This is a genomic window from Streptomyces sp. NPDC015131 (genome assembly GCF_043079975.1).
In the GTDB taxonomy this organism is placed as follows: domain Bacteria; phylum Actinomycetota; class Actinomycetes; order Streptomycetales; family Streptomycetaceae; genus Streptomyces.
On sequence record NZ_JBIBVB010000007.1, the window covers coordinates 76,741 to 95,315 of the forward strand.

Genomic DNA, 18,575 nt, shown 5'->3' on the forward strand with positions numbered 1-18,575 from the left:
GGCACGTAACTTCCCAGCCGCCGCTACCCGTGCGTAGCTTGGCATGAGCACGGCATTCCGTGGTTCCGGGCCCACGGGGCGTACCGCCACGCCCCCTCCCCATTCCTTGAGCCGCAAGGAGACCACTCGATGCTGCCCCCGCACCTCCGGCGTGCCCTCAGACCCCTCGCGGTCCTGCTGCTGGCCGTCACCGCGACCCTCACCCCCGCCCCGGCCGCCTCCGCGACCACCTCCGCCCCCGCCGCTTCCGTCGCCGCGCAGGCGGCGGGCCGGCCCGGCAGCGGCTGGAACGACTACCGCTGCAAGCCGTCCGCCGCCCATCCCCGCCCGGTCGTCCTCGTCCACGGCACCTTCGGCAACTCCGTCGACAACTGGCTCGGCCTCGCCCCGTACCTGGTGGCGCGCGGCTACTGCGTCTTCTCCCTCGACTACGGCCAACTGCCCGGCGTGCCCTTCTTCCACGGGCTGGGCCCCGTCGCCAAGTCCGCCGAACAGCTCTCCGCGTACGTCGACACGGTCCTCGCCGCCACCGGCGCGGCCGAGGCCGACCTCGTCGGGCACTCCCAGGGCGGGATGATGCCCCGCCACTACCTCAAGTTCCTCGGCGGCGCCGACAAGGTGAACGCCCTCGTCGGCCTCGCCCCCGACAACCACGGCACCACCCTGCTCGGCCTCACCCGGCTGCTGGACCACTTCCCCGGCGCGGCCGGCCTGCTGAACGAGAAGACCCCGGGCCTCGCCGACCAGATCGCCGGCTCGCCCTTCCTCCAGAAGCTCAACGCGGGCGGCGACACCGTCCCCGGCGTCCGCTACACCGTCATCGCCACCCGGTACGACCAGGTCGTCACGCCCTACCGCTCCCAGTTCCTCGACGGGCCGGGCGTCCGCAACGTGCTGCTCCAGGACCTGTGCCCGCTGGACCTCTCCGAGCACGTCGCCATCGGGCTGATCGACCGCATCGCGTTCCACGAGGTCGCCAACGCCCTCGACCCGGCGCGGGCGACACCGACCACCTGCGCCTCGGTCATCGGCTGAGCCGGGGGCCGCGTACGCGCGCGAAAGGGCCCGTCCGCGAGACGCGGACGGGCCCCTGCGCGTTCGGGCGCCGGGTGTCAGCGGGCCGCCCTGCGGCGGGCCGTGGCGAACAGCACCGCCGCGCCGAGCGCCAGCACGCCCGCGCCGCCCGCCGCGAGGTACGCGGTGCTCGCGCCGCCCCCGGTCTCCGCGAGGTCGCCCCCGCTCGCGGCGGCGACCGGCGACGGGGTGCCCGCGCCCTGCGCCTGGAGCGAGCCGGCCTGCTCGGCGGACGGCGCCGGGGCCGGGGCGCTCTCCGTGGCGGGGGCGCTCTCTGGGGCGGACGGCTCCGGCGCGTGGCCCGCGCCGTGCTCGTCGCCGCCGTGCCCGCCGTGGTCGACCGTCGACTGGCCGGCGCCCTGCTCGATCTGCGCGTCGGACGGCGCCGACGCGGTGGGCGCGGGCGCCGCGCCGCCGCCCGCCTGGCCGTTGTCCTTGCCGAACACCACGTCGGAGCAGGTGTAGAACGCCTCGGGCGAGTCGGAGCGCTGCCAGACCGAGTACACCAGGTGGCGGCCGGACCTGGCCGGGACGGTGCCGTCGAAGACGTACTCCCCGTTCTCCAGGCGGGGGTTCGTCACCGTGGCGAACGGCTTCGCCTCCAGGTCCGACCACTTCAGCGGCTTGGCCGGGTCGTACCCCTCCTTGGTGAGGTACAGCGCGAAGGAACCCTTGTGCGGGGCGGTCGCCTTATAGCGGAACGTGTGCTTCCCGGCGGTCATCGGGGACGACGGCCAGTCACCGCGCGGCAGGTCGAGCCCCCGGTACTTGTCGCGGCCCGCGCTGCACAGCTTGCCGTCCGGTATCACCTGCCGGTGCTTCCCGGCGGCGTCGGCGATGTTGACCTCGTTCCAGTCGTAGAACGCCTGCGGCCCGCTCGCCGCGACCGCCGCCCTGCACGCCGCCGAGTCCGGGCTCTCCGGCCCCTCGGCGTAACAGGCGGACACCCGGCTGACGGGGTCCGTGAGCGTGCCGTGCGCGGCGGCCGGCGACGCGGCGAGCCCCGCGAGGGCGAGCGGCGCGACGCCCAGGACGACGGTGGCGGCTGCCGAACGGCGAGCAGTCATGGTGGCGTTCTCCTTCGACCGGAAGTGCGGTGTGGGGGGTGGCTGTGGGGGGCTGCGGGACCGGGGACCCGGACGGGCGGCGCGGCCCCCCGGCATCGGCGCCGACGGTCCGGACCGGCCCCGGTGATCAGCAAGCTAGCCGCTCGGAACGCGGAAATCCGCCGGTGAGAGGGGTGGACGGCGATCCTTATGCTGCGTTTAAGGAACGCTTGAGCGCAGCCACAGGAAGAGGCGGGGAGTGACCCGAACGGCGCAAGATCGTTGGCCGGGCATGAACCACACCACGCGCGTACTCGCCGCCCTGTCCTTCGGAACCGCCGTGCTCCTCGGCGCCCTCGCCACCCCCGCCACCGCCGTCCCCGACCCCACCGCCACCGTGGACTGCGCCGTCCAGGAGGTCACCGGACTCGTCGACCTGGCCGGCCTCGGCGTGCCCGCCGAGGTCCCGGGCGCCGCCTGCCTCGCCCCCTGAGCCGCCCACCGGTGAACGGCCCTCGGCCCCTCCCGCCCGGGAGGGGCCGAGGGCCGTCCGCGTCCGCCGCCGCCCCTCAGCGCCCCCGCAGCCGGTAGCGGCGCTCCGGGCGGCCCGTACCGCCGTAGCGCAGGGTCACCTCGACGCGGCCCGTCTCCGCGAAGTACTCCAGGTAACGGCGGGCGCTCACCCGGGACAAGGAGCCCGCCGCCCGCGCGCACTCGGCGGCCGACAGACCCGACGGGTGGTCGCGCAGGACCCGGTCCACCAGGTCGGCGGTCGGCCCGGCCAGGCCCTTGGGGAGCTCCCGCGACCCCGGCGGGCGGGTGCCGAAGATCCGGTCCACGTCCTCCTGCCGCGCCTCCGCCACCCCGTCCTCCAACGCCTCCAGCCGCGTCCGCAACGCCGCCACGTGCAGCAGCTGTTCGCGCAGCGCCGCCTGGCTGAACGGCTTGATCAGATAGTGCAGGGCGCCCGCCCGCAGCGCCGCGCGGATCGTGCCCGCGTCCCGGGCCGCCGTGATGAACAGCGCGTCCACGCCGTGCCCCCCCGCCCGCAGCTCACGCAGCACACCGATCCCGTCCATGTCCGGCAGGTAGACGTCCAGCAGGACGACGTCCGGGCGCAGCGCGTCCGCCGCGCGCAGCGCCTCGGCACCGCTGTGCGCCACCCCGACCACCGTGAACCCGTCCATCGCGGACACATAGCGGCCGTGCAGCTTGGCGACCATGAAGTCGTCGTCCACCACCAGCACTTTCGTCACCGGCGACACGGTAGGACCCGACCACAACGACCACAACGTCCGTTGATTGCGGAAGGGAGACAGCTTCCTCACGCGGCGGCAACATGTGGGCCACTTCACACGACAGGAGGCTCCGTTGCGTATGCGCACTCCGCTCGCCCTGCTCGGGGCGGCGCTGCTGGTGCTGGTGGGGCCGCCGCTGCTCTCCCCGGACGGCGGCGCCGCCACCGGCACCCGAATCCCCGGCCTGCGGCTCATGGTCCCCAACACCCCCGGCGGCGGGTACGACATCACGGCCCGCACCGCCGCCAAGGACGCCGAGGACGCGGGGCTCACCGACGGCATCGAGGTCTTCAACCTGCCCGGCGCCGGCGGCACCGTGGGCCTCACCCGGCTCGTCGGCGAACGCGGCAACGGCAGGCTGGCCATGTCCATGGGCCTCGGCGTCGTCGGAGCCGTCCACACCAACGAGTCGCCCGCCACCCTCGCCGACACCACCCCGATCGCCCGGCTCACCGAGGAGCAGGACATCGTGGTCGTCGGCAAGGACTCCCCGTACCGGACGCTCCAGGACCTGCTCACCGCCTGGCGGAAGAACCCCGCCGGGCTGCCCGTCGGCGGCGGCTCGTCCCCCGGCGGGCCCGACCACCTGGCGCCCATGCTGATGGCCCGGGCCGCCGGGATCGCCCCGAAGACCGTCAACTACGTGGCCTTCGACGGCGGCGGCGAACTCCTCGCCTCGCTCCTCGGCGGCAAGGTCGCCTTCGGGGTCTCCGGCGTCGGCGAGTACCTCGACCAGATCGAGGCGGGCGAGCTGCGCGTCCTCGCCGTCACCGGCCCGCAGCGCGTCCCCGGCCTCGACGCCCCCACCCTGCGTGAGTCCGGCCTCGCCACCGACTTCACCAACTGGCGCGGCATCGTCGCCCCGCCCGGCCTCACCGCCGCCGAACGCGACCGGCTCACCGGCCTGGTCACCCGGCTGCACGCCTCCCCGCAGTGGCGCGAGTCGCTGCGGAAGAACGGCTGGACCGACGCGTTCCTCGCCGGCGACGCGTTCGGCGCCTTCCTCGACCAGCAGGACACCCGTGTCGACTCCGTCCTGAAGGAGCTGGGACTGTGACCGAGCCCGCCCCCGCCCCCACCCCCGGCACCGGGGGAGGCCGCCGTGCCTGGCTGCGCGACCACTCCGAACTCGGCGTCTGCCTGCTGCTCGCCGTCCTCGGCGCGCTCGTCCTCACCGACGCGGCGACCATGGACACCGCCTCCGCACAGCGCGGCCCCGTCGGGCCCGCCACCGTCCCGCTCCTGGTCGGCACCGCCCTGGTCGTGGTCGCCGCCCTCCTCGCCGCCGACGTCCTGCGCGGCGGCCGGGGCGAGGCCGAGGGCGGCGAGGACGTCGACCTGTCCGAACCCGCCGACCGGCGCACCGTCCTGCTGCTCGCCGGGGTGTTCCTCGGCGGCGCCGCGCTCATCGAACCGGCCGGGTTCCCGGCCGCCGGCGCACTGATCTTCTGGGGCTCCGCGTACGCGCTCGGCAGCCGCCGCCCCGGCCGCGACCCGCTGATCGCCGCCGTCCTCTCCCTGGTGACCTACACCGTCCTCGACCGCCTGCTCGGGGTCCCGCTGCCCGGCGGCCCGCTGATGGGAGTGCTCTGATGGATTCGCTGAACTCCCTGATCGACGGCTTCGGCACCGCCCTGACCCCGGTGAACCTGATGTGGGCCGCCGTGGGCGTCCTCCTCGGCACCGCCATCGGCGTCCTGCCCGGCATCGGCCCCGCGATGGCGGTGGCGCTGCTGCTGCCCGTGACGTACGGCCTCGAACCCACCGGCGCCTTCATCATGTTCGCCGGCATCTACTACGGCGCCATGTTCGGCGGCTCCACCACCTCCATCCTGCTCAACACCCCCGGCGAGAGCGCCGCCGTCGTCGCCGCCATCGAGGGCAACCCGATGGCCAGAGCCGGCCGCGGCGCCCAGGCCCTCGCCGCCGCGGCCGGCGGGCACTTCGCCGGCGGCCTCATCGGCACCGTCCTGCTCGTCGCCCTCGCCCCCACCGTCGCCTCGCTCGCCGTCGGCATCGGCGCGCCCGACTACCTCGCCCTCATGGTGCTGGCGTTCATCGCCGTCACCTCCGTCCTCGGCTCCTCCCGGCTCCGGGGCATCGCCTCGCTGCTCATCGGCCTCACCCTCGGCCTCGTCGGACTCGACGGGACGACCGGGCAGCAGCGGCTCACCTTCGGCTCGCTCCAGCTCGCCGACGGCATCGACGTCGTCATCGTCGCCGTCGGTCTCTTCGCCATCGGCGAGGCCCTCTGGGTCGCCGCCCACCTGCGGCGCGGCGGCGGCGAGGCCATTCCCGCCGGCCGCCCCTGGCTCGGCCGGGACGACCTGCGGCGGACGTGGAAGCCCTGGCTGCGCGGCCCGCTCATCGGCTTCCCGTTCGGCGCCGTCCCGGCCGGCGGCGCCGAGATTCCCACTTTCCTGTCGTACGTCACCGAGAAGCGGCTCTCCCGGCACAAGGACGAGTTCGGCCGCGGCGCCATCGAGGGCGTGGCGGGCCCCGAGTCCGCCGCGTCCGCCTCGGCGGCCGGCACCCTGGTGTCGATGCTGACGCTCGGGCTGCCCACCACCGCGGTCGCCGCCGTGATGCTCGCCGCGTTCCAGCAGTACGGCATCCAGCCCGGCCCGCTGCTGTTCGAGCGGGAACCCGCCCTGGTGTGGGGGCTGATCGCCTCCCTGTTCGTCGGCATGGTGCTGCTGCTCGCGCTCAACCTGCCGCTCGCACCGGTGTGGGCCCGGCTGCTGCGCATCCCGCGCCCGTACCTCTACGCCGGGATCCTGTTCTTCGCCGCCACCGGCGCGTACGCGGTCGGCGGCGAGGCCGTCGACCTGGTCGTCCTGCTGGTGGTCGGCCTGCTCGGCTTCGGGATGCGCCGCTACGGCCTGCCCGTGCTGCCCGCCGTCATCGGGGTCATCCTCGGCCCGGCGGCCGAACAGCAGCTGCGCCGGGCGCTCCAGATCAGCGACGGGAGCGTCACCGGGCTGGTGAACACCCCGTTCTCGGTGACCGTGTACGCGGTGATCGCCCTCCTGCTGGCGTGGCCGCTGCTGCGGCGGCCGCTCACCCGCCGCCGCGCCGCGCGCCGGTGACCGGCCCGGTGTCCGTGCCGGGCAGCCTCCCGGCACGGGCCAGGGCCTCCAGCGCGTCCAGGGCCTCCTGTGCCGCCGCCGCGGCGGCCGGGTCCCGCTCCGCCAGGCCGCTCGCCGCGAACTCGTCCTCGTCCAGCCGCAGGATCTCGGCGCCGTCCGCCGGCACCCACAGGTCGAGGTCCAGGTCCTCCACGACGACCGTGTCCCCCTCCACCCGCGCCGGCCGGGTGACGTCGCAGTACCACCCCTTCAGCGCGCCGCCCGGGCCCCGCACCTCCTTCACCGCGTACCACCGGTCGCGCCAGAAGTGCTCGGTGAACACGTCGCCCGGCTCGAAGCGGACGAACCCGAAGTCCCGCACCCCGTCCGCCGCCCACGGCGCGGTGACCGTCAGCCGGACGCCGTCGTCGGCCACGACGTCCGCCGGGTACGCGATCTTCGTCCGCCCGGCCTTGACGAGACGCACCTCAACCGAGCGTGCGGACATGCCGGACCTCCGTCGCGCAGACCTCGTACCCGAACCACTGGTTGATCGCCAGCATCGGGCCGTTCGCACCGTCGTTGTTGGTGAACGCCTCGGTGCAGCCCGCCGCGCGGGCCCGGCGCAGCGAGTCGGTCTTGGCCAGCTTCGCCAGGCCCCGCCCCCGGTAAGCACGCAGGGTGCCGGTCATGCCCGACACGTACCGCGTCCCGCCGTCCGTGAACGCGGCGGTGTAGGCCGCCACCTCACCGTCGACGGTCACGACCGTCGAGAGGCCGCGGTCCAGCAGGGGGTTGTTCCAGGTGTGGCGGACCCAGTCCTCGTAGTCGTCGAAGTCCGTGGCGATGTCGCTCGGTTCGTCGGCCGTCGCCTCCGCGTCGGCGACGAACATCGGGCGCGGGTCCGCCTCGTAGTCGGCGGCGGTACGCAGTGCGACGCCGGGCGGGAGCGTCCCGGGCAGCTCGGGCAGGTCCGTGCGCGCCAGGTCGAGGCGCTGGAAGTGCGAGGACCGGGTGGGCCGGTAGCCCCGCTTTCCCGCGAACCCCAGGCTGCCCGGCTCGTCCCTCACATAGGCGTACAGCGAGGTCGCGCCCTCGGCCGCCAGGTGCTCCTCGGCGGTCCGCAGCAGCAGGCCGCCCACGCCGTGTCCCCGGTGATCGGGGTGGACCTGCGGGGTGGCGTAGGACTGGCCGGGCTCGCTGCTGTCGTAGGCGATGCCGGCGTAGGCCGTCCCGACGACCTCACCGTCCCTCTCGGCGACCAGCAGGCGGAACTTCGCGGCCGGGTTGACGTTCTCGACGTCGAAGAGCACCGAACGCGGCGTCGCCACCTGGAACGGTACGCACGCCTGCCGGGACCTGCTCACGGCCTCGGCGTCCTCGGGACGGAAGTCCCGCACGATCACAGTCATGGGGCCGCACGCTACGCGCGGCCCGGCCCCGGCCGCCTCCGAATATCGTGGCGGTGGGGGACAATCGGCCCGTGACCCTGAAGATCTCCCTCGACGCGGACTCCGCCACCGCCCCGTACGAGCAGCTGCGCGCCCAGATCTCCGAGCAGGCCCGCTCCGGGCACCTGCCCGTCGGCCACAAGCTGCCGACCGTGCGGGGCCTGGCGGAGGAGCTGGGCCTCGCCGCCAACACGGTCGCCAAGGCCTACCGGGTGCTGGAGGCGGACGGGGTGGTCGAGACCCGCGGCCGGGCCGGCACGTTCGTCGCCGCCGCCGGGGACGCCGCCGCCCGCCAGGCCGCCGCGGCCGCCGCTGCGTACGCCGCCGAGGCCCGCCGGCTCGGGCTGAGCCGCGCGGACGCCGGCGCCGCCGTGACGGACGCGCTGCGCGCCGCGTACGGGGACTGAACCGGATGGTCCTTGGGCGTACAGGCTCTAGAGGTAGAGCCCCGCGTCCGGGCCCCGGGTCTGGTCCGGGACGGCCGCCGGGCCGGTGCCGCGCCGCAGCGCGTACAGCTCCGCCAGTGTCGAGCCGTCCCGGCCGACGCCCTCCTCGGTGCCGAGCCACGCCACCGCCTCCGGCCGGGTCATCGGACCGACCTCGATCCGGGCCAGGCAGCGGCCGGGGCGGACCACGGCCGGGTGCAGGCGCTCCAGGTCCTCGTTGGTGGTGACGCCTACCAGGACGTTGCGCCCCTGCCCGAGCAGACCGTCCGTCAGGTTCAGCAGCCGGGACAGGGCCTGGCCGGCGGTGTGCCGGGCCTCGCCGCGGATCAGCTCGTCGCAGTCCTCCAGGAGCAGCAGCCGCCACCGGCCCTTGCCGGTGGCCTCGTCCTCGCCGATCGCGATGTCCATCAGATAGCCGACGTCGTTGAAGAGCCGCTCCGGGTCCAGCACGCAGTCGACCTGGCACCAGTCGCGCCACGCCCGCGCGAGGGTGCGCAGCGCCGAGGTCTTGCCGGTGCCGGGCGGGCCGTGCAGCAGGAGCAGCCGGCCCGCGATGTCGTCGGGCGTGACCTTCATCAGCCGGTCCATCGCCAGGGCCACCGGCGCGGTGTAGTTGGGCCGGACCTCCTCCCACGTCCCGGCGGCGATGCGGCGGGTCGTGCGGTACGGGCCGCGGCGCGGCGACACGTACCAGAAGCCCATGGTCACGTTGTCCGGCTGCGGCTCGGGCTCGTCCTCGGCGCCGTCCGTCGCCTGGTGCAGCACCTTCCGCGCCAGCTCCTCGTCGACCGCCGTGACGGTGACGTCGGCGCCCCGGTTCCAGCGGGACACCAGCAGCGTCCAGCCCTCGCCCTCGGCCAGGGTGGCGCTGCGGTCGTCGTCCCGCGCGGAGCGCAGCACGGCGGCGCCGGGCGGCAGCAGGGTCGCGCCGGACCGGACGCGGTCGAGGGACGAGCTGTGCGCGTACGGCTGCTCGCCCGTGGCGAAGCGTCCGAGGAACAGCGCGTCGACGACGTCGGCGGGTGAGTCGCTGTCGTCGACGGTGAGCCGGATCGGCAGGGCCTCATGCGGGTTGGCGGACATGCGCCCCATGATCCGCCACACCCGCCGCCGGTGCACGGTGTTTACGCGCGTGTACGGCGCTGAAGCGCGTGTACGGCCCGCACCGGGACCGCGGGTGACGGCCCGTCGGCGTCGCCCCGGCGGGGTGGGTGACGGGGCGGGCCGGTGACACCCGTACGGAGCACACGGCGGCGCGTCGCGGCGGCGCCCGGCCGGGGGCGGGCGGCGGCCGGGACACGCCCGCGGCCGGGGGGCGGAGGGTGGGGGGCGGGTGGCGCAACTCCGGTGTTTGGTTTGCGACTTGTCCCTGAAATCGGGGATTTCGTCCTTGACGGTCCGTCCATTTCCGCTGGATGTCATCCCTACGCCATGCGGCGCCTATTGGCATGGACACTGCATCCTGCTACGAAATTTTTAGGCAGAAATCCTGCTAAAGGGAGGTTCCATGAAACTGTCCCGAGCCGCGGCATTCACCACCTCACTCCTTCTCGGCGCAGCCCTCACCCTCACCGGGGGAACGGCGGCGCAGGCGGACACGTCGGCAGCCGCCGTCGACTACGTCGCCCTCGGCGATTCGTACTCCTCCGGAGTCGGCGCCGGCAGCTACGACAGCTCCAGCGGAAACTGCAAGCGCACCCCCCGCGCCTTCCCCGCTCTCTGGGCCGCCGCGAATTCCCCCGCGTCCTTCGCGTTCACCGCCTGCTCCGGCGCCCGCACCGCCGATGTGACATCCGGTCAGCTCGGTCCGCTCTCCGCCGCCACCGACCTCGTCTCCCTCACCGTCGGCGGCAACGACGCCGGATTCGCCGACGTGATGACCACCTGCGTCCTCCAGTCGGAGGCCACCTGCGTCTCCCGCGTCAACGAGGCGAAGCGCTTCGTCGACACCACCCTGCCCGGCCGGCTCGACTCCGTGTACAACGCTGTCCGCGCCAAGGCCCCCTCCGCGCGCGTCGTCGTCCTCGGCTACCCCCGCTTCTACAAGATCGGCGGCAGCTGCCTCGCCGGTCTGACCGAGAACGAGCGCCGGGCCATCAACAGCGGCGCCGACCACCTCAACGCGGCGACCGCCAAGCGCGCGGCCGACCACGGCTACACCTTCGCCGACGTCACCCCCGCCTTCACGGGGCACGAGATCTGCTCGGGAGCCTCCTGGTTGCACAGCGTCAACTGGCTCAACATCGGTGAGTCCTACCACCCCACGGCCGCCGGACACTCCGGTGGCTACCTTCCGGCCTTCCGGTCGGCACTCTGAGTGACGGTCCGGACCGCCCCGGCCGGGCCTCGGAGCACCCGCGAGCGCCCGGCCGGTGGTGTCCGGCCACCCCTGACGAACCGCCAGCAACCTTGCGCGGTACGGTTCTTCGGGTTCCGGCCGATGGCCAGGACCGGCACCGGCCGCGCGGAGCGCGGCCAACTCGCTCTGCAGCCACCTGACTTCGGAGCGTAATCGTCAACCTTCGTACATGTGTGGTGAATCGCTCCAGCGGGATACACGCGTGTGATGCGGGGACGATAGGGTTAATGTGCAGCGGCCGGGTGCCCTCGTACGGGTGGGGAGTGACATGGAACAGATAACGGTGCGCAGCAGGCCCCGAGTGCCTGCCATCACATGCGGGAGCAGCGCGACCAGTACGCGCCTCGACCGCCACCTCGCGGTGCTGGGCGGTCCGGCCGTCCCGCAGCGCGAGACCGTGGAAGCGACTCTGCTGATGCGGGAGTTGACCACCAGGGACGTCCGGCACGCCGGCACCAGCAAGGGCGCGCGCGTCAGGCTCTTCGCCCCGCTGCGCCGCCTGCGCCGCTCGCTCTTCGGCAGCCACGCCTGACCGAACGTCTCCACCGGTCCTGATGGGCCGTGGGCCGCGTCACACGCACCCGTCCGCCCACGGCTCGTCCACCCCTCCGCCCGCGCCCCCCGGCCCTCAGGCCACCACCCCGTCCCGGCGCAGGGCGGCGCGCTCCTCCTCCGCGACCCCCAGCTCCCGCAGCACCGCGTCCGTGTGCGCGCCCAGCGCCGGCACCGCGCCCATCCGCGCCGGCGGCCCGCCCGGCAGCCCGATCGGGGGCACCAGGGCCCGCAGCGGCCCCACCGGGGTCTCCACCCGCCGCCACCTGTCCCGTGCCGCCAGCTGCGGATGCGCCGCCACGTCCGCGACCGTGTTCAGCCGGGCGCACGCGATGCCCGCCGCCTCCAGCCGCCGCACCGCCTCCCCGGTGTCCAGCGCGGCCAGCGCCCCCGCCACCACCGCGTCCGTCTCCGCCCGGTGCGCCACCCGCGCGGTGTTGGTGGCGAACGCCGGGTCTGCGGCCAGCTCCGGGCGGCCCAGCACCTCTCCGGCCAGCCGCCGCCACTCGCGGTCGTTCTGCACGGACAGCATCACCTGGCCGCCGTCGGCCGTCGGATAGGCGTCGTACGGCGCGATGACGGCGTGCGCGACCCCGGTGCGCGCCGGTGCCTCGCCCCCGTGCATCCCGTGGTGCAGCGGGTGCCCCATCCACTCGGCGAGCGACTCCAGCATGGAGATCTCCACCGGCCCGCCGAGCCCGGTCGCCGTCCGCCGCAGCAGGGCGGCCAGCACCCCCGAGAAGGCGTACATGGCCGCCGCCGTGTCGGCCGCCGGGATGCCCGCCTTGACCGGCTGCTCCGGGGTGCCGGTCACGGACACCAGCCCGGCCTCGCACTGCACCAGCATGTCGTAGGCCCGCTTGTGCGCGTACGGGCCGCCCTCCCCGTACCCGGAGATGTCCACCGCGACCAGCCGGGGGTGCTCCGCGCACAGGGTCCGGGCGTCCAGGCCCAGCCGGGCCGCCGCCCCCTGCGCCAGGTTCTGCACGAACACGTCCGCCCCCGCCACCAGCCGGCGCACCAGCGCGAGGCCGCGCGGGTCCTTCAGGTCCACGGCCACCGACTCCTTGCCCCGGTTGCACCAGACGAAGTGCGAGGCCAGACCGCCGGCCGCGGTGTCGTACCCCCGGGCGAAGTCCCCGCCGTCCGGGCGCTCGACCTTGACGACCCGGGCGCCCAGGTCGGCGAGCTGCCGGGTGGCGAACGGCGCCGAGACGGCCTGCTCGACGGCGACGACGGTGATGCCGTCGAGGGGGAGGGGAAGCGGCTGAGTGCTCATGCCGCCGTGCCTACCCCCTGCGCCCCGCTCCTGTCACCCCCCGGGCGCCGCCGCTCGCCGGGCCCCGGGGCGCTCAGAGCAGGGCGAGCTGGCCCTCGGGGCCCTCCTCCGACCGGTCCAGGACCGAGGCGGGCCGCCGCGCCGCGGCCGGGGCGGGCAGCACCCCGGCCGCCCGCAGAGCGGCGCGGGTGAGCCGCTCCGCGCCGGACAGGTCGGGCCGCTCCGCCTCCAGCCCGGCCTGGAGCGCCAGCACGGTGATCAGCTCCAGCAGCTCGGACGTCCACTCCTGCGGCCACCGGCCGGGCCGGATGGCCTCCAGCGTGCCGGGCGCGGCCGGGGCGGTACGGCGCCCGAACCACAGCTCCAGCATCCGCACCCCGCCCACCCGGTACTCCCACGCCTCCGCCGGCACGGGCGCGATCCGGCCGCCGTCGCCCACCAGCAGCGCCTCCTCGTCCGCGTCGTACGCCAGGCGGTCCGGGCGCTCCGGGAGCGCCGCACGCACATAGGGGCGCCGCCCGCCGGGCAGCCGGGGGCGCCGGCCGCTCCGGGCGCCGCGCAGCTGCACGTCCGCCATACGGTGGCCCAGCGCCACACCGGCCGCCCAGAGGTCCGGGTCGGCGGGCAGCGGGACGGCGCACCCGGCGGGGGAGGGGCGGGCGGCGGCCACCGCCCAGGCCAGCAGGTCCTCGGGGGCGACCCCGGTGCCGTACCGCTCCGCCAGCAGCGGCAGGAGCCCCGGCGCCACGTTCGGCTCCCGGCCGCCGGGGCGCCGGTACAGCGGGCGGATCCGGCCCGGCCGGCCCGCCGGTGAGCGGCCGTCCGGCAGGACCGCCGTCACCAGCAGCGCGGGGCCCGGCTCCCGGGGGACGTACCCCTGCTCGACCGCGAACCACTGCCGCCCGTCCGCCACCCGCCACAGCTCGGGGCGGGCCGCGTCCAGCAGCCGGTGGTCGGGCAGCAGCCACTGCTCGTCGAACGGCCCGTGCGCGAGGCGCACCGGCTCGGGGCAGGGCCCGGGGTCCCGTGCCAGCCGGGCGGTGCCGGTCCGCTGCCCGGGCAGGGCGGCGACCGCGCTGGCCGTGGTGCGCGCCCGGGTCGGGCGGAACAGGGCCTCCCGCTCCTCGTCCCGTGCCCGTACCAGCGCGTCCCAGCGGGCCCGCAGGGTGCGGGCGTCGGGGGCGATCACCCAGTCGCGCCCGGTGCGCAGCGGCGCCACGGACCAGGGCATCAGGTCGTCGAGGAGCGGTGCGTCGTCGGTCACGGCCCGCATGGTAGGGCCTTGTGCCCCCGCCCCGCCGCCGGGCGGGCGGGGCTCAGTCGGCCTCCACGGTGACCGTGAAGGAGAACCGGTCGCCCCGGTAGCGGATGCGTGCCACGTCCACCACCCGGCCGTCCTCGTCGTAGGTCACGCCCGTGTAGTGCAGGATCGGCGAGAGCAGCGGGACCTGGAGCAGTTCGGCGGTCTCGGGGTCGGCGAGCCGGGCCTCCACGGTGTCGGTGATCCGGCTGATGCGCACCCCGACCGCGTCCCGCAGCACCTTGGTCATCGGCCACCGTTCCAGGTCGGCCAGGTCGATCCGGGCGGCCACCTCCGGACGGACCGCGTTCTCCGCCCAGTTGGTGGGTTCGCCGCTCTCCCCGTCGCGGCGCAGCCGCCGGTACACCACCACCTCGTCCAGCCCCGGGAAGTGCTCGGTGAGGTCGCCGGGGACCTTGTCCTCGCCGTGGCCGAGGATGGTGGTCCGCTCGCCGGACTGCTGGGCCACGATCGCGTCGATCGACCCCAGCAGCCGGCGCGGGGCGCTGCGGCGGGCGCCCGGCTCGATGAAGGTGCCGCGCCGCCGGTGCCGGCTGATCAGCCCCTCCGCCTCCAGCTCCTTGAGCGCCTGGCGCATCGTCAGCACGCTGACGCCGTAGTGCGCGGCGAGCTGCTCCTCGGTGGGCAAGCGCAGCGAGGCGTCCGGCGAGCGCCCGAGTATGGAGGCGCGCAGGGACTGCGAGACCTGGTACCACAGCGGGAGCTTGCGGTTCAGGACCAGCGAGTCGGGGGCGAAGGCGGTCACGAGTGCTCCGTACTACGGCCGGAAGTGGCGCTCAAGACCCTGCCACACGTCGTCGTACCCGCGCTGCAGATGCCCGGCCCCGGCCGCCCCGGCGGTGGCCGTGAGCGGCCAGCGGGTCTCGAACATGAAGGCCAGGCCGTCGTCGATGCGCTGGGGCCGCAGCTCCGCCGCGCTCGCCCGGTCGAAGGTCTCCCGGTCGGGGCCGTGCGCCGACATCATGTTGTGCAGCGAGCCGCCGCCGGGGACGAAGCCCCCCTCGCCGGCCGTCTTGGCGTCGTAGGCGCCCTCGATCAGGCCCATGTACTCGCTCATCACATTGCGGTGGAAGTACGGCGGGCGGAAGGTGTCCTCGCCGACCAGCCAGCGCGGCGCGAACACCACGAAGTCGACGCCCGCGAGCCCCGGGGTGTCCGACGGCGAGGTGAGCACCGTGAAAATGGACGGGTCGGGGTGGTCGTAGGAGATCGTCCCCATCACGTTGAAGGTCCGCAGGTCGTAGACGTACGGCACATGCGTGCCGTGCCAGGCGACCACGTCGAGCGGGGAGTGGTCGTACGTCGCGGTCCACAGGTTCCCGCAGAACTTGCTGACCACCTCCACCTCGCCCTCCACGTCCTCGTACGCCGCGACCGGCGCCCGGAAGTCCCGGGGGTTGGCCAGCCCGTTGGCGCCGATCGGGCCGAGCTCGGGCAGCTCGAAGGGGCGGCCGTAGTTCTCGCACACGTACCCGCGTGCCGTCTCGTCCAGCAGCTCCACGCGGAAGCGGATCCCGCGCGGGATCAGCGCCACCTCGCCGGGGCGGGCGGCCAGCAGGCCCAGCTCGGTGCGGAGCAGCAGCCCGCCCCGCTCGGGGACGATCAGCAGCTCGCCGTCCGCGTCGCTGAACACCCGGTCCATGGCGGTGTTCGCGTGGTAGAGGTGCACGGCCATGCCGGTGCGCTGGGTGGTGTCGCCGTTGCCGCCGAGCGTCCACAGACCGGCCAGCCAGTCGGTGCCGGGCGCCGGCTCCGGCAGCGGGTCCCAGCGCAGCCGGTTGGGGTCGGGCACGGTCTCGGTGAACGGCGCGGAGCGCAGGGCGCCGTTGTCCGTGCGGACGAAGGGCGGGTGCGCGGCCGAGGGGCGGACGCGGTAGAGCCACGACCGGCGGTTGAGGGCGCGCGGCTCGGTGAACGCGGAGCCGCTGAGCTGCTCGGCGTACAGCCCGAGCGGGGCGCGCTGCGGGGAGTTGCGGCCGAGCGGCAGGGCCCCGGGCACGGCCTCCGAGCTGTGCTCGTTGCCGAAGCAGGTCTGGTACGCCAGCGCCTCGGCGGTCTTGTTCGCCCGCTCGCGCGCCTGCTCGCGCTCCCGCTGTCCCGCCCGCTCGTGCGCCTGTCCGGTGCCGTCGCTCGTCATCGCCCGCTCCTGCCGTTCGCTCGACCTGCCGCCCATGAAATCCTATGGAAGACCGTAGGATTCCAGCGCGCCCACGTCAACGGGGTGGGCCTTGGACGCGCCCGCCGGCCGCCGGGTTCCCCGGCCGGGCGCCCCCGTACGGCCCGTCGTGTCCGGCCCATGGCCGACATGCGTACCGGTCGGTATCGTCGCCCGGGACCGCCACACCGGGAGGCCGCCATGCCCACCGCTCTGCGCATCTGCCCGCTCTGCGAAGCCACCTGCGGGCTGCGCCTCACCCTCGACGGCACCCGTGTCACCGGGGCGCGGGGCGACCGCGACGACGTCTTCAGCCACGGATTCATCTGCCCCAAGGGCGCCTCCTTCGGGGAGCTGGACGCCGACCCCGACCGGCTCCGCGTCCCGCTGGTCCGGGAGGGCGGCACCCTCCGGGAGGCCGGCTGGGACGAGGCGTTCGGCCGGATCGCCGCCGCCCTGCCGCCGCTCGCCGCCCGGCACGGCGCCGACGCCGTCGGGGTGGTCCTCGGCAACCCCAACGTCCACACCATGGCCGGCGCCCTCTACCCGCCGCTGCTCCTCGGCGCCCTGCGCACCCGGAGCCTGTTCACCGCGTCCACCGTCGACCAGATGCCCAAGCACGTCTCCAGCGGGCTGCTCTTCGGCGACCCGTTCGCCATCCCGGTCCCCGACCTCGACCGGACCGCCCACCTGCTGATCGTCGGCGCCAACCCGCTGGACTCCAACGGCAGTCTGTGCACCGCCCCCGACTTTCCCGGCCGCCTCCGGGCGCTGCGCGCACGCGGCGGCACCCTCACCGTGGTCGACCCGCGCCGCACCCGCACCGCGCGCCTCGCCGACCGGCACGTCGCCGTCCGCCCCGGCACCGACGCGCTGCTGCTCGCCGCCCTCGTCCACGTGCTGTACGCCGAGGACCTCACCGACCTCGGGGCGCTCACCGGACAGGTCGCCGGGGTCGCCGACGTACGGGACGCGCTGCGGGAGTTCACCCCGGAGGCGGTGGCCGGCCCCTGCGACGTGGACGCCGCCACCGTGCGTGCGCTCGCCCGCGAGCTGGCCGCCGCGCCCACCGCGGCCGTCTACGGGCGCGTCGGCGGCAGCACGGTCGCCCACGGCACCGTCACCAACTGGCTGGTCGACGTCCTCAACGTCCTGACCGGCAACCTCGACCGGCCCGGCGGCGCCCTGTTCCCGCTCGCCGCCACCGCGCCCGCGCCCCGCCCGGCGGGCCCCGGCCGGGGCTTCGCGCTCGGCCGCTGGACCAGCCGGGTCTCCGGCCACCCCGAGACCAAGGGCGAACTGCCCCTGGCCGCCCTGGCGGAGGAGATCGACACCCCCGGCGAGGGCCGCGTCCGCGCGCTGATCACCATCGCCGCCAACCCGGTCCTCTCCGCCCCCGACGGCGACCGCCTCGACCGCGCGCTCGGCGGGCTCGACCTCATGGTGAGCGTCGACCCCTACCTCAACGAGACCACCCGCCACGCCGACGTGGTCCTGCCCCCGCCCCCGCCCGCCCAGAGCGCCCACTTCGACTTCGCGTTCAACGCCTTCGCCGTCCGCAACCAGGTCCGCTACACCCGCGCGCCGGTCCCCCTGGAGCCGGGCCGGATGGACGAGTGCGAGATCCACGCCCGGCTGATCCTCGCCGCCTCCGGCACGCCCGGCGCCGACCCGTCCGCCGTCGACGACCTCGCCGTCCGGCACGCCCTGGCCAAGGCCGCCGCGCAGCCGCACTCACCGGCGTACGGCCAGGACCCCGAGACGTACGCGAAGAGCCTCACCGGCCGGGACGGCGCCGAGCGCCGGCTGGACCTGATGCTCCGCCTCGGGCCGTACGGCCTCACCCTCGACCGGCTCCTGGAGCACCCCCACGGCATCGACCTCGGCCCGCTGGAACCGCGCCTACCGCAGGTGCTGAAGACCCCCGGCGGCAGGATCGAGCTGCTGCCCGGACCGATCGCCGGCGACCTGCCCCGGCTGCGCGCCGCGCTCGACGCGCCCGCCGGCCGGCTGCTCCTCGTCGGCCGCCGTCACCTCCGGTCCAACAACAGCTGGATGCACAACCTCCCCGCCCTGCGCGGCGGCACCAACACCTGCACCCTCCAGGTCCACCCGGCCGACGCCGCCCGGCTGGGCCTCGCCGACGGTGCCACCGCCCGGGTCGCGGCCGAGGGCGGTGAGCTGCGGGCGCCCGTCGAGGTGACGGACGCCGTCCGCGAGGGCGTGGTGAGCCTCCCGCACGGCTGGGGCCACGACCGGCCCGGTACGCGCACGGCGGTCGCCTCCGCCCGGCCGGGCGTCAACGTCAACCAGCTCCTCGACGGCACCCGGCTCGACCCGCTGTCGGGCACGGCCGTCCTCAACGGCTTCCCGGTCGAGGTGACCGCCCTCGGTCCGGAGCCCTCCGCCTGACCGCCTCTGAGCTGGGGTTTTGCTCGTATTGCTCACGGGCCGGCATCTTGCTGGGCGCCGAACGGGGCACCTAACGTCGTCCGGGCCGCCGCCCCCGGTGGAGTTCAAGGGTGA

Annotated in this window: 18 protein-coding genes; 9 read left to right on the top strand and 9 right to left on the bottom strand. The window is 75.1% G+C overall.

Features of this window, described 5'->3' with window-relative positions; all coding sequences use genetic code 11:
• The first annotated feature begins 129 nt into the window (after nucleotides 1–129).
• Nucleotides 130–1,035: an esterase/lipase family protein gene (locus tag ACF08D_RS25995; protein WP_392225742.1), complete on the top strand. Its 906-nt coding sequence runs from the start codon at nucleotides 130–132 to the stop codon at nucleotides 1,033–1,035.
• 77 nt (nucleotides 1,036–1,112) lie between these two features.
• On the opposite strand, the gene ACF08D_RS26000 is transcribed toward ACF08D_RS25995, so the two are convergent.
• Nucleotides 1,113–2,141 carry a lytic polysaccharide monooxygenase gene (locus ACF08D_RS26000; RefSeq protein ID WP_392225744.1) on the bottom strand — a complete coding sequence of 343 codons (1,029 nt, stop codon included), beginning with the start codon at nucleotides 2,139–2,141 and terminating at the stop codon, nucleotides 1,113–1,115.
• Nucleotides 2,142–2,412: 271 nt separating this feature from the next.
• Between ACF08D_RS26000 and ACF08D_RS26005 the strand changes: the two genes are divergently transcribed.
• On the top strand, nucleotides 2,413–2,613 hold the full coding sequence (locus ACF08D_RS26005) for a hypothetical protein (RefSeq protein WP_392225745.1): 201 nt from the start codon (nucleotides 2,413–2,415) through the stop codon (nucleotides 2,611–2,613).
• A gap of 76 nt (nucleotides 2,614–2,689) precedes the next feature.
• On the opposite strand, the gene ACF08D_RS26010 is transcribed toward ACF08D_RS26005, so the two are convergent.
• Nucleotides 2,690–3,376 carry a response regulator gene (locus tag ACF08D_RS26010; RefSeq protein WP_392225747.1) on the bottom strand — a complete coding sequence of 229 codons (687 nt, stop codon included), beginning with the start codon at nucleotides 3,374–3,376 and terminating at the stop codon, nucleotides 2,690–2,692.
• Between the two features lie 115 nt (nucleotides 3,377–3,491).
• On the opposite strand from ACF08D_RS26010, the gene ACF08D_RS26015 reads away from it, so the two are divergent.
• The 3 genes from ACF08D_RS26015 to ACF08D_RS26025 are packed head-to-tail and all read left to right on the top strand — an operon-like array spanning nucleotide 3,492 to nucleotide 6,507.
• Nucleotides 3,492–4,475, top strand: a complete 984-nt coding sequence (locus ACF08D_RS26015; protein ID WP_392225749.1) for a Bug family tripartite tricarboxylate transporter substrate binding protein — start codon at nucleotides 3,492–3,494, stop codon at nucleotides 4,473–4,475.
• Entirely contained in the window at nucleotides 4,472–5,011 is a 540-nt protein-coding gene (locus tag ACF08D_RS26020; RefSeq protein WP_392225751.1) for a tripartite tricarboxylate transporter TctB family protein, read from the top strand. Before ACF08D_RS26015 ends, ACF08D_RS26020 begins: the two co-directional genes overlap by 4 nt.
• Nucleotides 5,011–6,507 (top strand): tripartite tricarboxylate transporter permease, encoded by a 1,497-nt coding sequence (locus tag ACF08D_RS26025; protein WP_392225753.1) that lies wholly within the window; start codon nucleotides 5,011–5,013, stop codon nucleotides 6,505–6,507. The genes ACF08D_RS26020 and ACF08D_RS26025 overlap by 1 nt, the downstream gene beginning before the upstream one ends.
• Here the strand turns inward: ACF08D_RS26025 and ACF08D_RS26030 are convergent.
• Nucleotides 6,479–6,994 (bottom strand): DUF402 domain-containing protein, encoded by a 516-nt coding sequence (locus ACF08D_RS26030; RefSeq protein ID WP_392225755.1) that lies wholly within the window; start codon nucleotides 6,992–6,994, stop codon nucleotides 6,479–6,481. The two genes, ACF08D_RS26025 and ACF08D_RS26030, sit on opposite strands and share 29 nt — an antisense overlap.
• A complete protein-coding gene (locus ACF08D_RS26035; RefSeq protein ID WP_392225757.1) occupies nucleotides 6,975–7,898 on the bottom strand; it encodes a GNAT family N-acetyltransferase in 924 nt (307 codons plus the stop codon). The genes ACF08D_RS26030 and ACF08D_RS26035 overlap by 20 nt, the downstream gene beginning before the upstream one ends.
• Nucleotides 7,899–7,969: 71 nt before the next feature.
• On the opposite strand from ACF08D_RS26035, the gene ACF08D_RS26040 reads away from it, so the two are divergent.
• Nucleotides 7,970–8,344, top strand: coding sequence for a GntR family transcriptional regulator (locus tag ACF08D_RS26040; RefSeq protein WP_392225759.1), 375 nt, complete (start codon nucleotides 7,970–7,972; stop codon nucleotides 8,342–8,344).
• 27 nt (nucleotides 8,345–8,371) lie between these two features.
• Here ACF08D_RS26040 and ACF08D_RS26045 read toward each other — a convergent pair whose 3' ends face one another.
• Entirely contained in the window at nucleotides 8,372–9,466 is a 1,095-nt protein-coding gene (locus ACF08D_RS26045) for a DUF5925 domain-containing protein (protein ID WP_392225761.1), read from the bottom strand.
• A gap of 424 nt (nucleotides 9,467–9,890) precedes the next feature.
• Here ACF08D_RS26045 and ACF08D_RS26050 point away from each other — a divergent pair, with 424 nt between their 5' ends.
• Nucleotides 9,891–10,700, top strand: a complete 810-nt coding sequence (locus ACF08D_RS26050; RefSeq protein ID WP_392225763.1) for an SGNH/GDSL hydrolase family protein — start codon at nucleotides 9,891–9,893, stop codon at nucleotides 10,698–10,700.
• A gap of 310 nt (nucleotides 10,701–11,010) precedes the next feature.
• The gene (locus ACF08D_RS26055; protein ID WP_392225765.1) at nucleotides 11,011–11,274 is read left to right on the top strand and encodes a hypothetical protein; all 264 of its coding nucleotides are present in this window, start codon (nucleotides 11,011–11,013) and stop codon (nucleotides 11,272–11,274) included.
• 96 nt (nucleotides 11,275–11,370) lie between these two features.
• Here ACF08D_RS26055 and ACF08D_RS26060 read toward each other — a convergent pair whose 3' ends face one another.
• From ACF08D_RS26060 to hmgA, 4 genes are all read right to left on the bottom strand, one after another.
• Nucleotides 11,371–12,573 (bottom strand): CaiB/BaiF CoA transferase family protein, encoded by a 1,203-nt coding sequence (locus ACF08D_RS26060; protein WP_392225766.1) that lies wholly within the window; start codon nucleotides 12,571–12,573, stop codon nucleotides 11,371–11,373.
• Nucleotides 12,574–12,646: 73 nt separating this feature from the next.
• Entirely contained in the window at nucleotides 12,647–13,846 is a 1,200-nt protein-coding gene (locus tag ACF08D_RS26065) for a type ISP restriction/modification enzyme (protein ID WP_392225768.1), read from the bottom strand.
• Between the two features lie 43 nt (nucleotides 13,847–13,889).
• Nucleotides 13,890–14,639: a GntR family transcriptional regulator gene (locus tag ACF08D_RS26070; RefSeq protein ID WP_392225770.1), complete on the bottom strand. Its 750-nt coding sequence runs from the start codon at nucleotides 14,637–14,639 to the stop codon at nucleotides 13,890–13,892.
• Nucleotides 14,640–14,651: 12 nt separating this feature from the next.
• Nucleotides 14,652–16,031 (bottom strand): homogentisate 1,2-dioxygenase, encoded by a 1,380-nt coding sequence (gene hmgA, locus ACF08D_RS26075; protein WP_392225772.1) that lies wholly within the window; start codon nucleotides 16,029–16,031, stop codon nucleotides 14,652–14,654.
• A gap of 219 nt (nucleotides 16,032–16,250) precedes the next feature.
• Here hmgA and ACF08D_RS26080 point away from each other — a divergent pair, with 219 nt between their 5' ends.
• Nucleotides 16,251–18,461, top strand: coding sequence for a molybdopterin oxidoreductase family protein (locus ACF08D_RS26080; RefSeq protein ID WP_392225773.1), 2,211 nt, complete (start codon nucleotides 16,251–16,253; stop codon nucleotides 18,459–18,461).
• Nucleotides 18,462–18,575 lie beyond the last annotated feature (114 nt).

Bases quoted from the DNA above. Each gene is read 5' to 3' on its own strand.
- hmgA (WP_392225772.1), bottom strand. From the start codon at position 16,031: ATGACGAGCGACGGCACCGGACAGGCGCACGAGCGGGCGGGACAGCGG.
- ACF08D_RS26035 (WP_392225757.1), bottom strand. From the start codon at position 7,898: ATGACTGTGATCGTGCGGGACTTCCGTCCCGAGGACGCCGAGGCCGTG.
- ACF08D_RS26045 (WP_392225761.1), bottom strand. From the start codon at position 9,466: ATGTCCGCCAACCCGCATGAGGCCCTGCCGATCCGGCTCACCGTCGAC.
- ACF08D_RS26000 (WP_392225744.1), bottom strand. From the start codon at position 2,141: ATGACTGCTCGCCGTTCGGCAGCCGCCACCGTCGTCCTGGGCGTCGCG.
- ACF08D_RS26005 (WP_392225745.1), top strand. From the start codon at position 2,413: ATGAACCACACCACGCGCGTACTCGCCGCCCTGTCCTTCGGAACCGCC.
- ACF08D_RS26055 (WP_392225765.1), top strand. From the start codon at position 11,011: ATGGAACAGATAACGGTGCGCAGCAGGCCCCGAGTGCCTGCCATCACA.
- ACF08D_RS26080 (WP_392225773.1), top strand. From the start codon at position 16,251: ATGCCCACCGCTCTGCGCATCTGCCCGCTCTGCGAAGCCACCTGCGGG.
- ACF08D_RS26065 (WP_392225768.1), bottom strand. From the start codon at position 13,846: ATGCGGGCCGTGACCGACGACGCACCGCTCCTCGACGACCTGATGCCC.
- ACF08D_RS26030 (WP_392225755.1), bottom strand. From the start codon at position 6,994: ATGTCCGCACGCTCGGTTGAGGTGCGTCTCGTCAAGGCCGGGCGGACG.
- ACF08D_RS26025 (WP_392225753.1), top strand. From the start codon at position 5,011: ATGGATTCGCTGAACTCCCTGATCGACGGCTTCGGCACCGCCCTGACC.
- ACF08D_RS26060 (WP_392225766.1), bottom strand. From the start codon at position 12,573: ATGAGCACTCAGCCGCTTCCCCTCCCCCTCGACGGCATCACCGTCGTC.
- ACF08D_RS25995 (WP_392225742.1), top strand. From the start codon at position 130: ATGCTGCCCCCGCACCTCCGGCGTGCCCTCAGACCCCTCGCGGTCCTG.
- ACF08D_RS26050 (WP_392225763.1), top strand. From the start codon at position 9,891: ATGAAACTGTCCCGAGCCGCGGCATTCACCACCTCACTCCTTCTCGGC.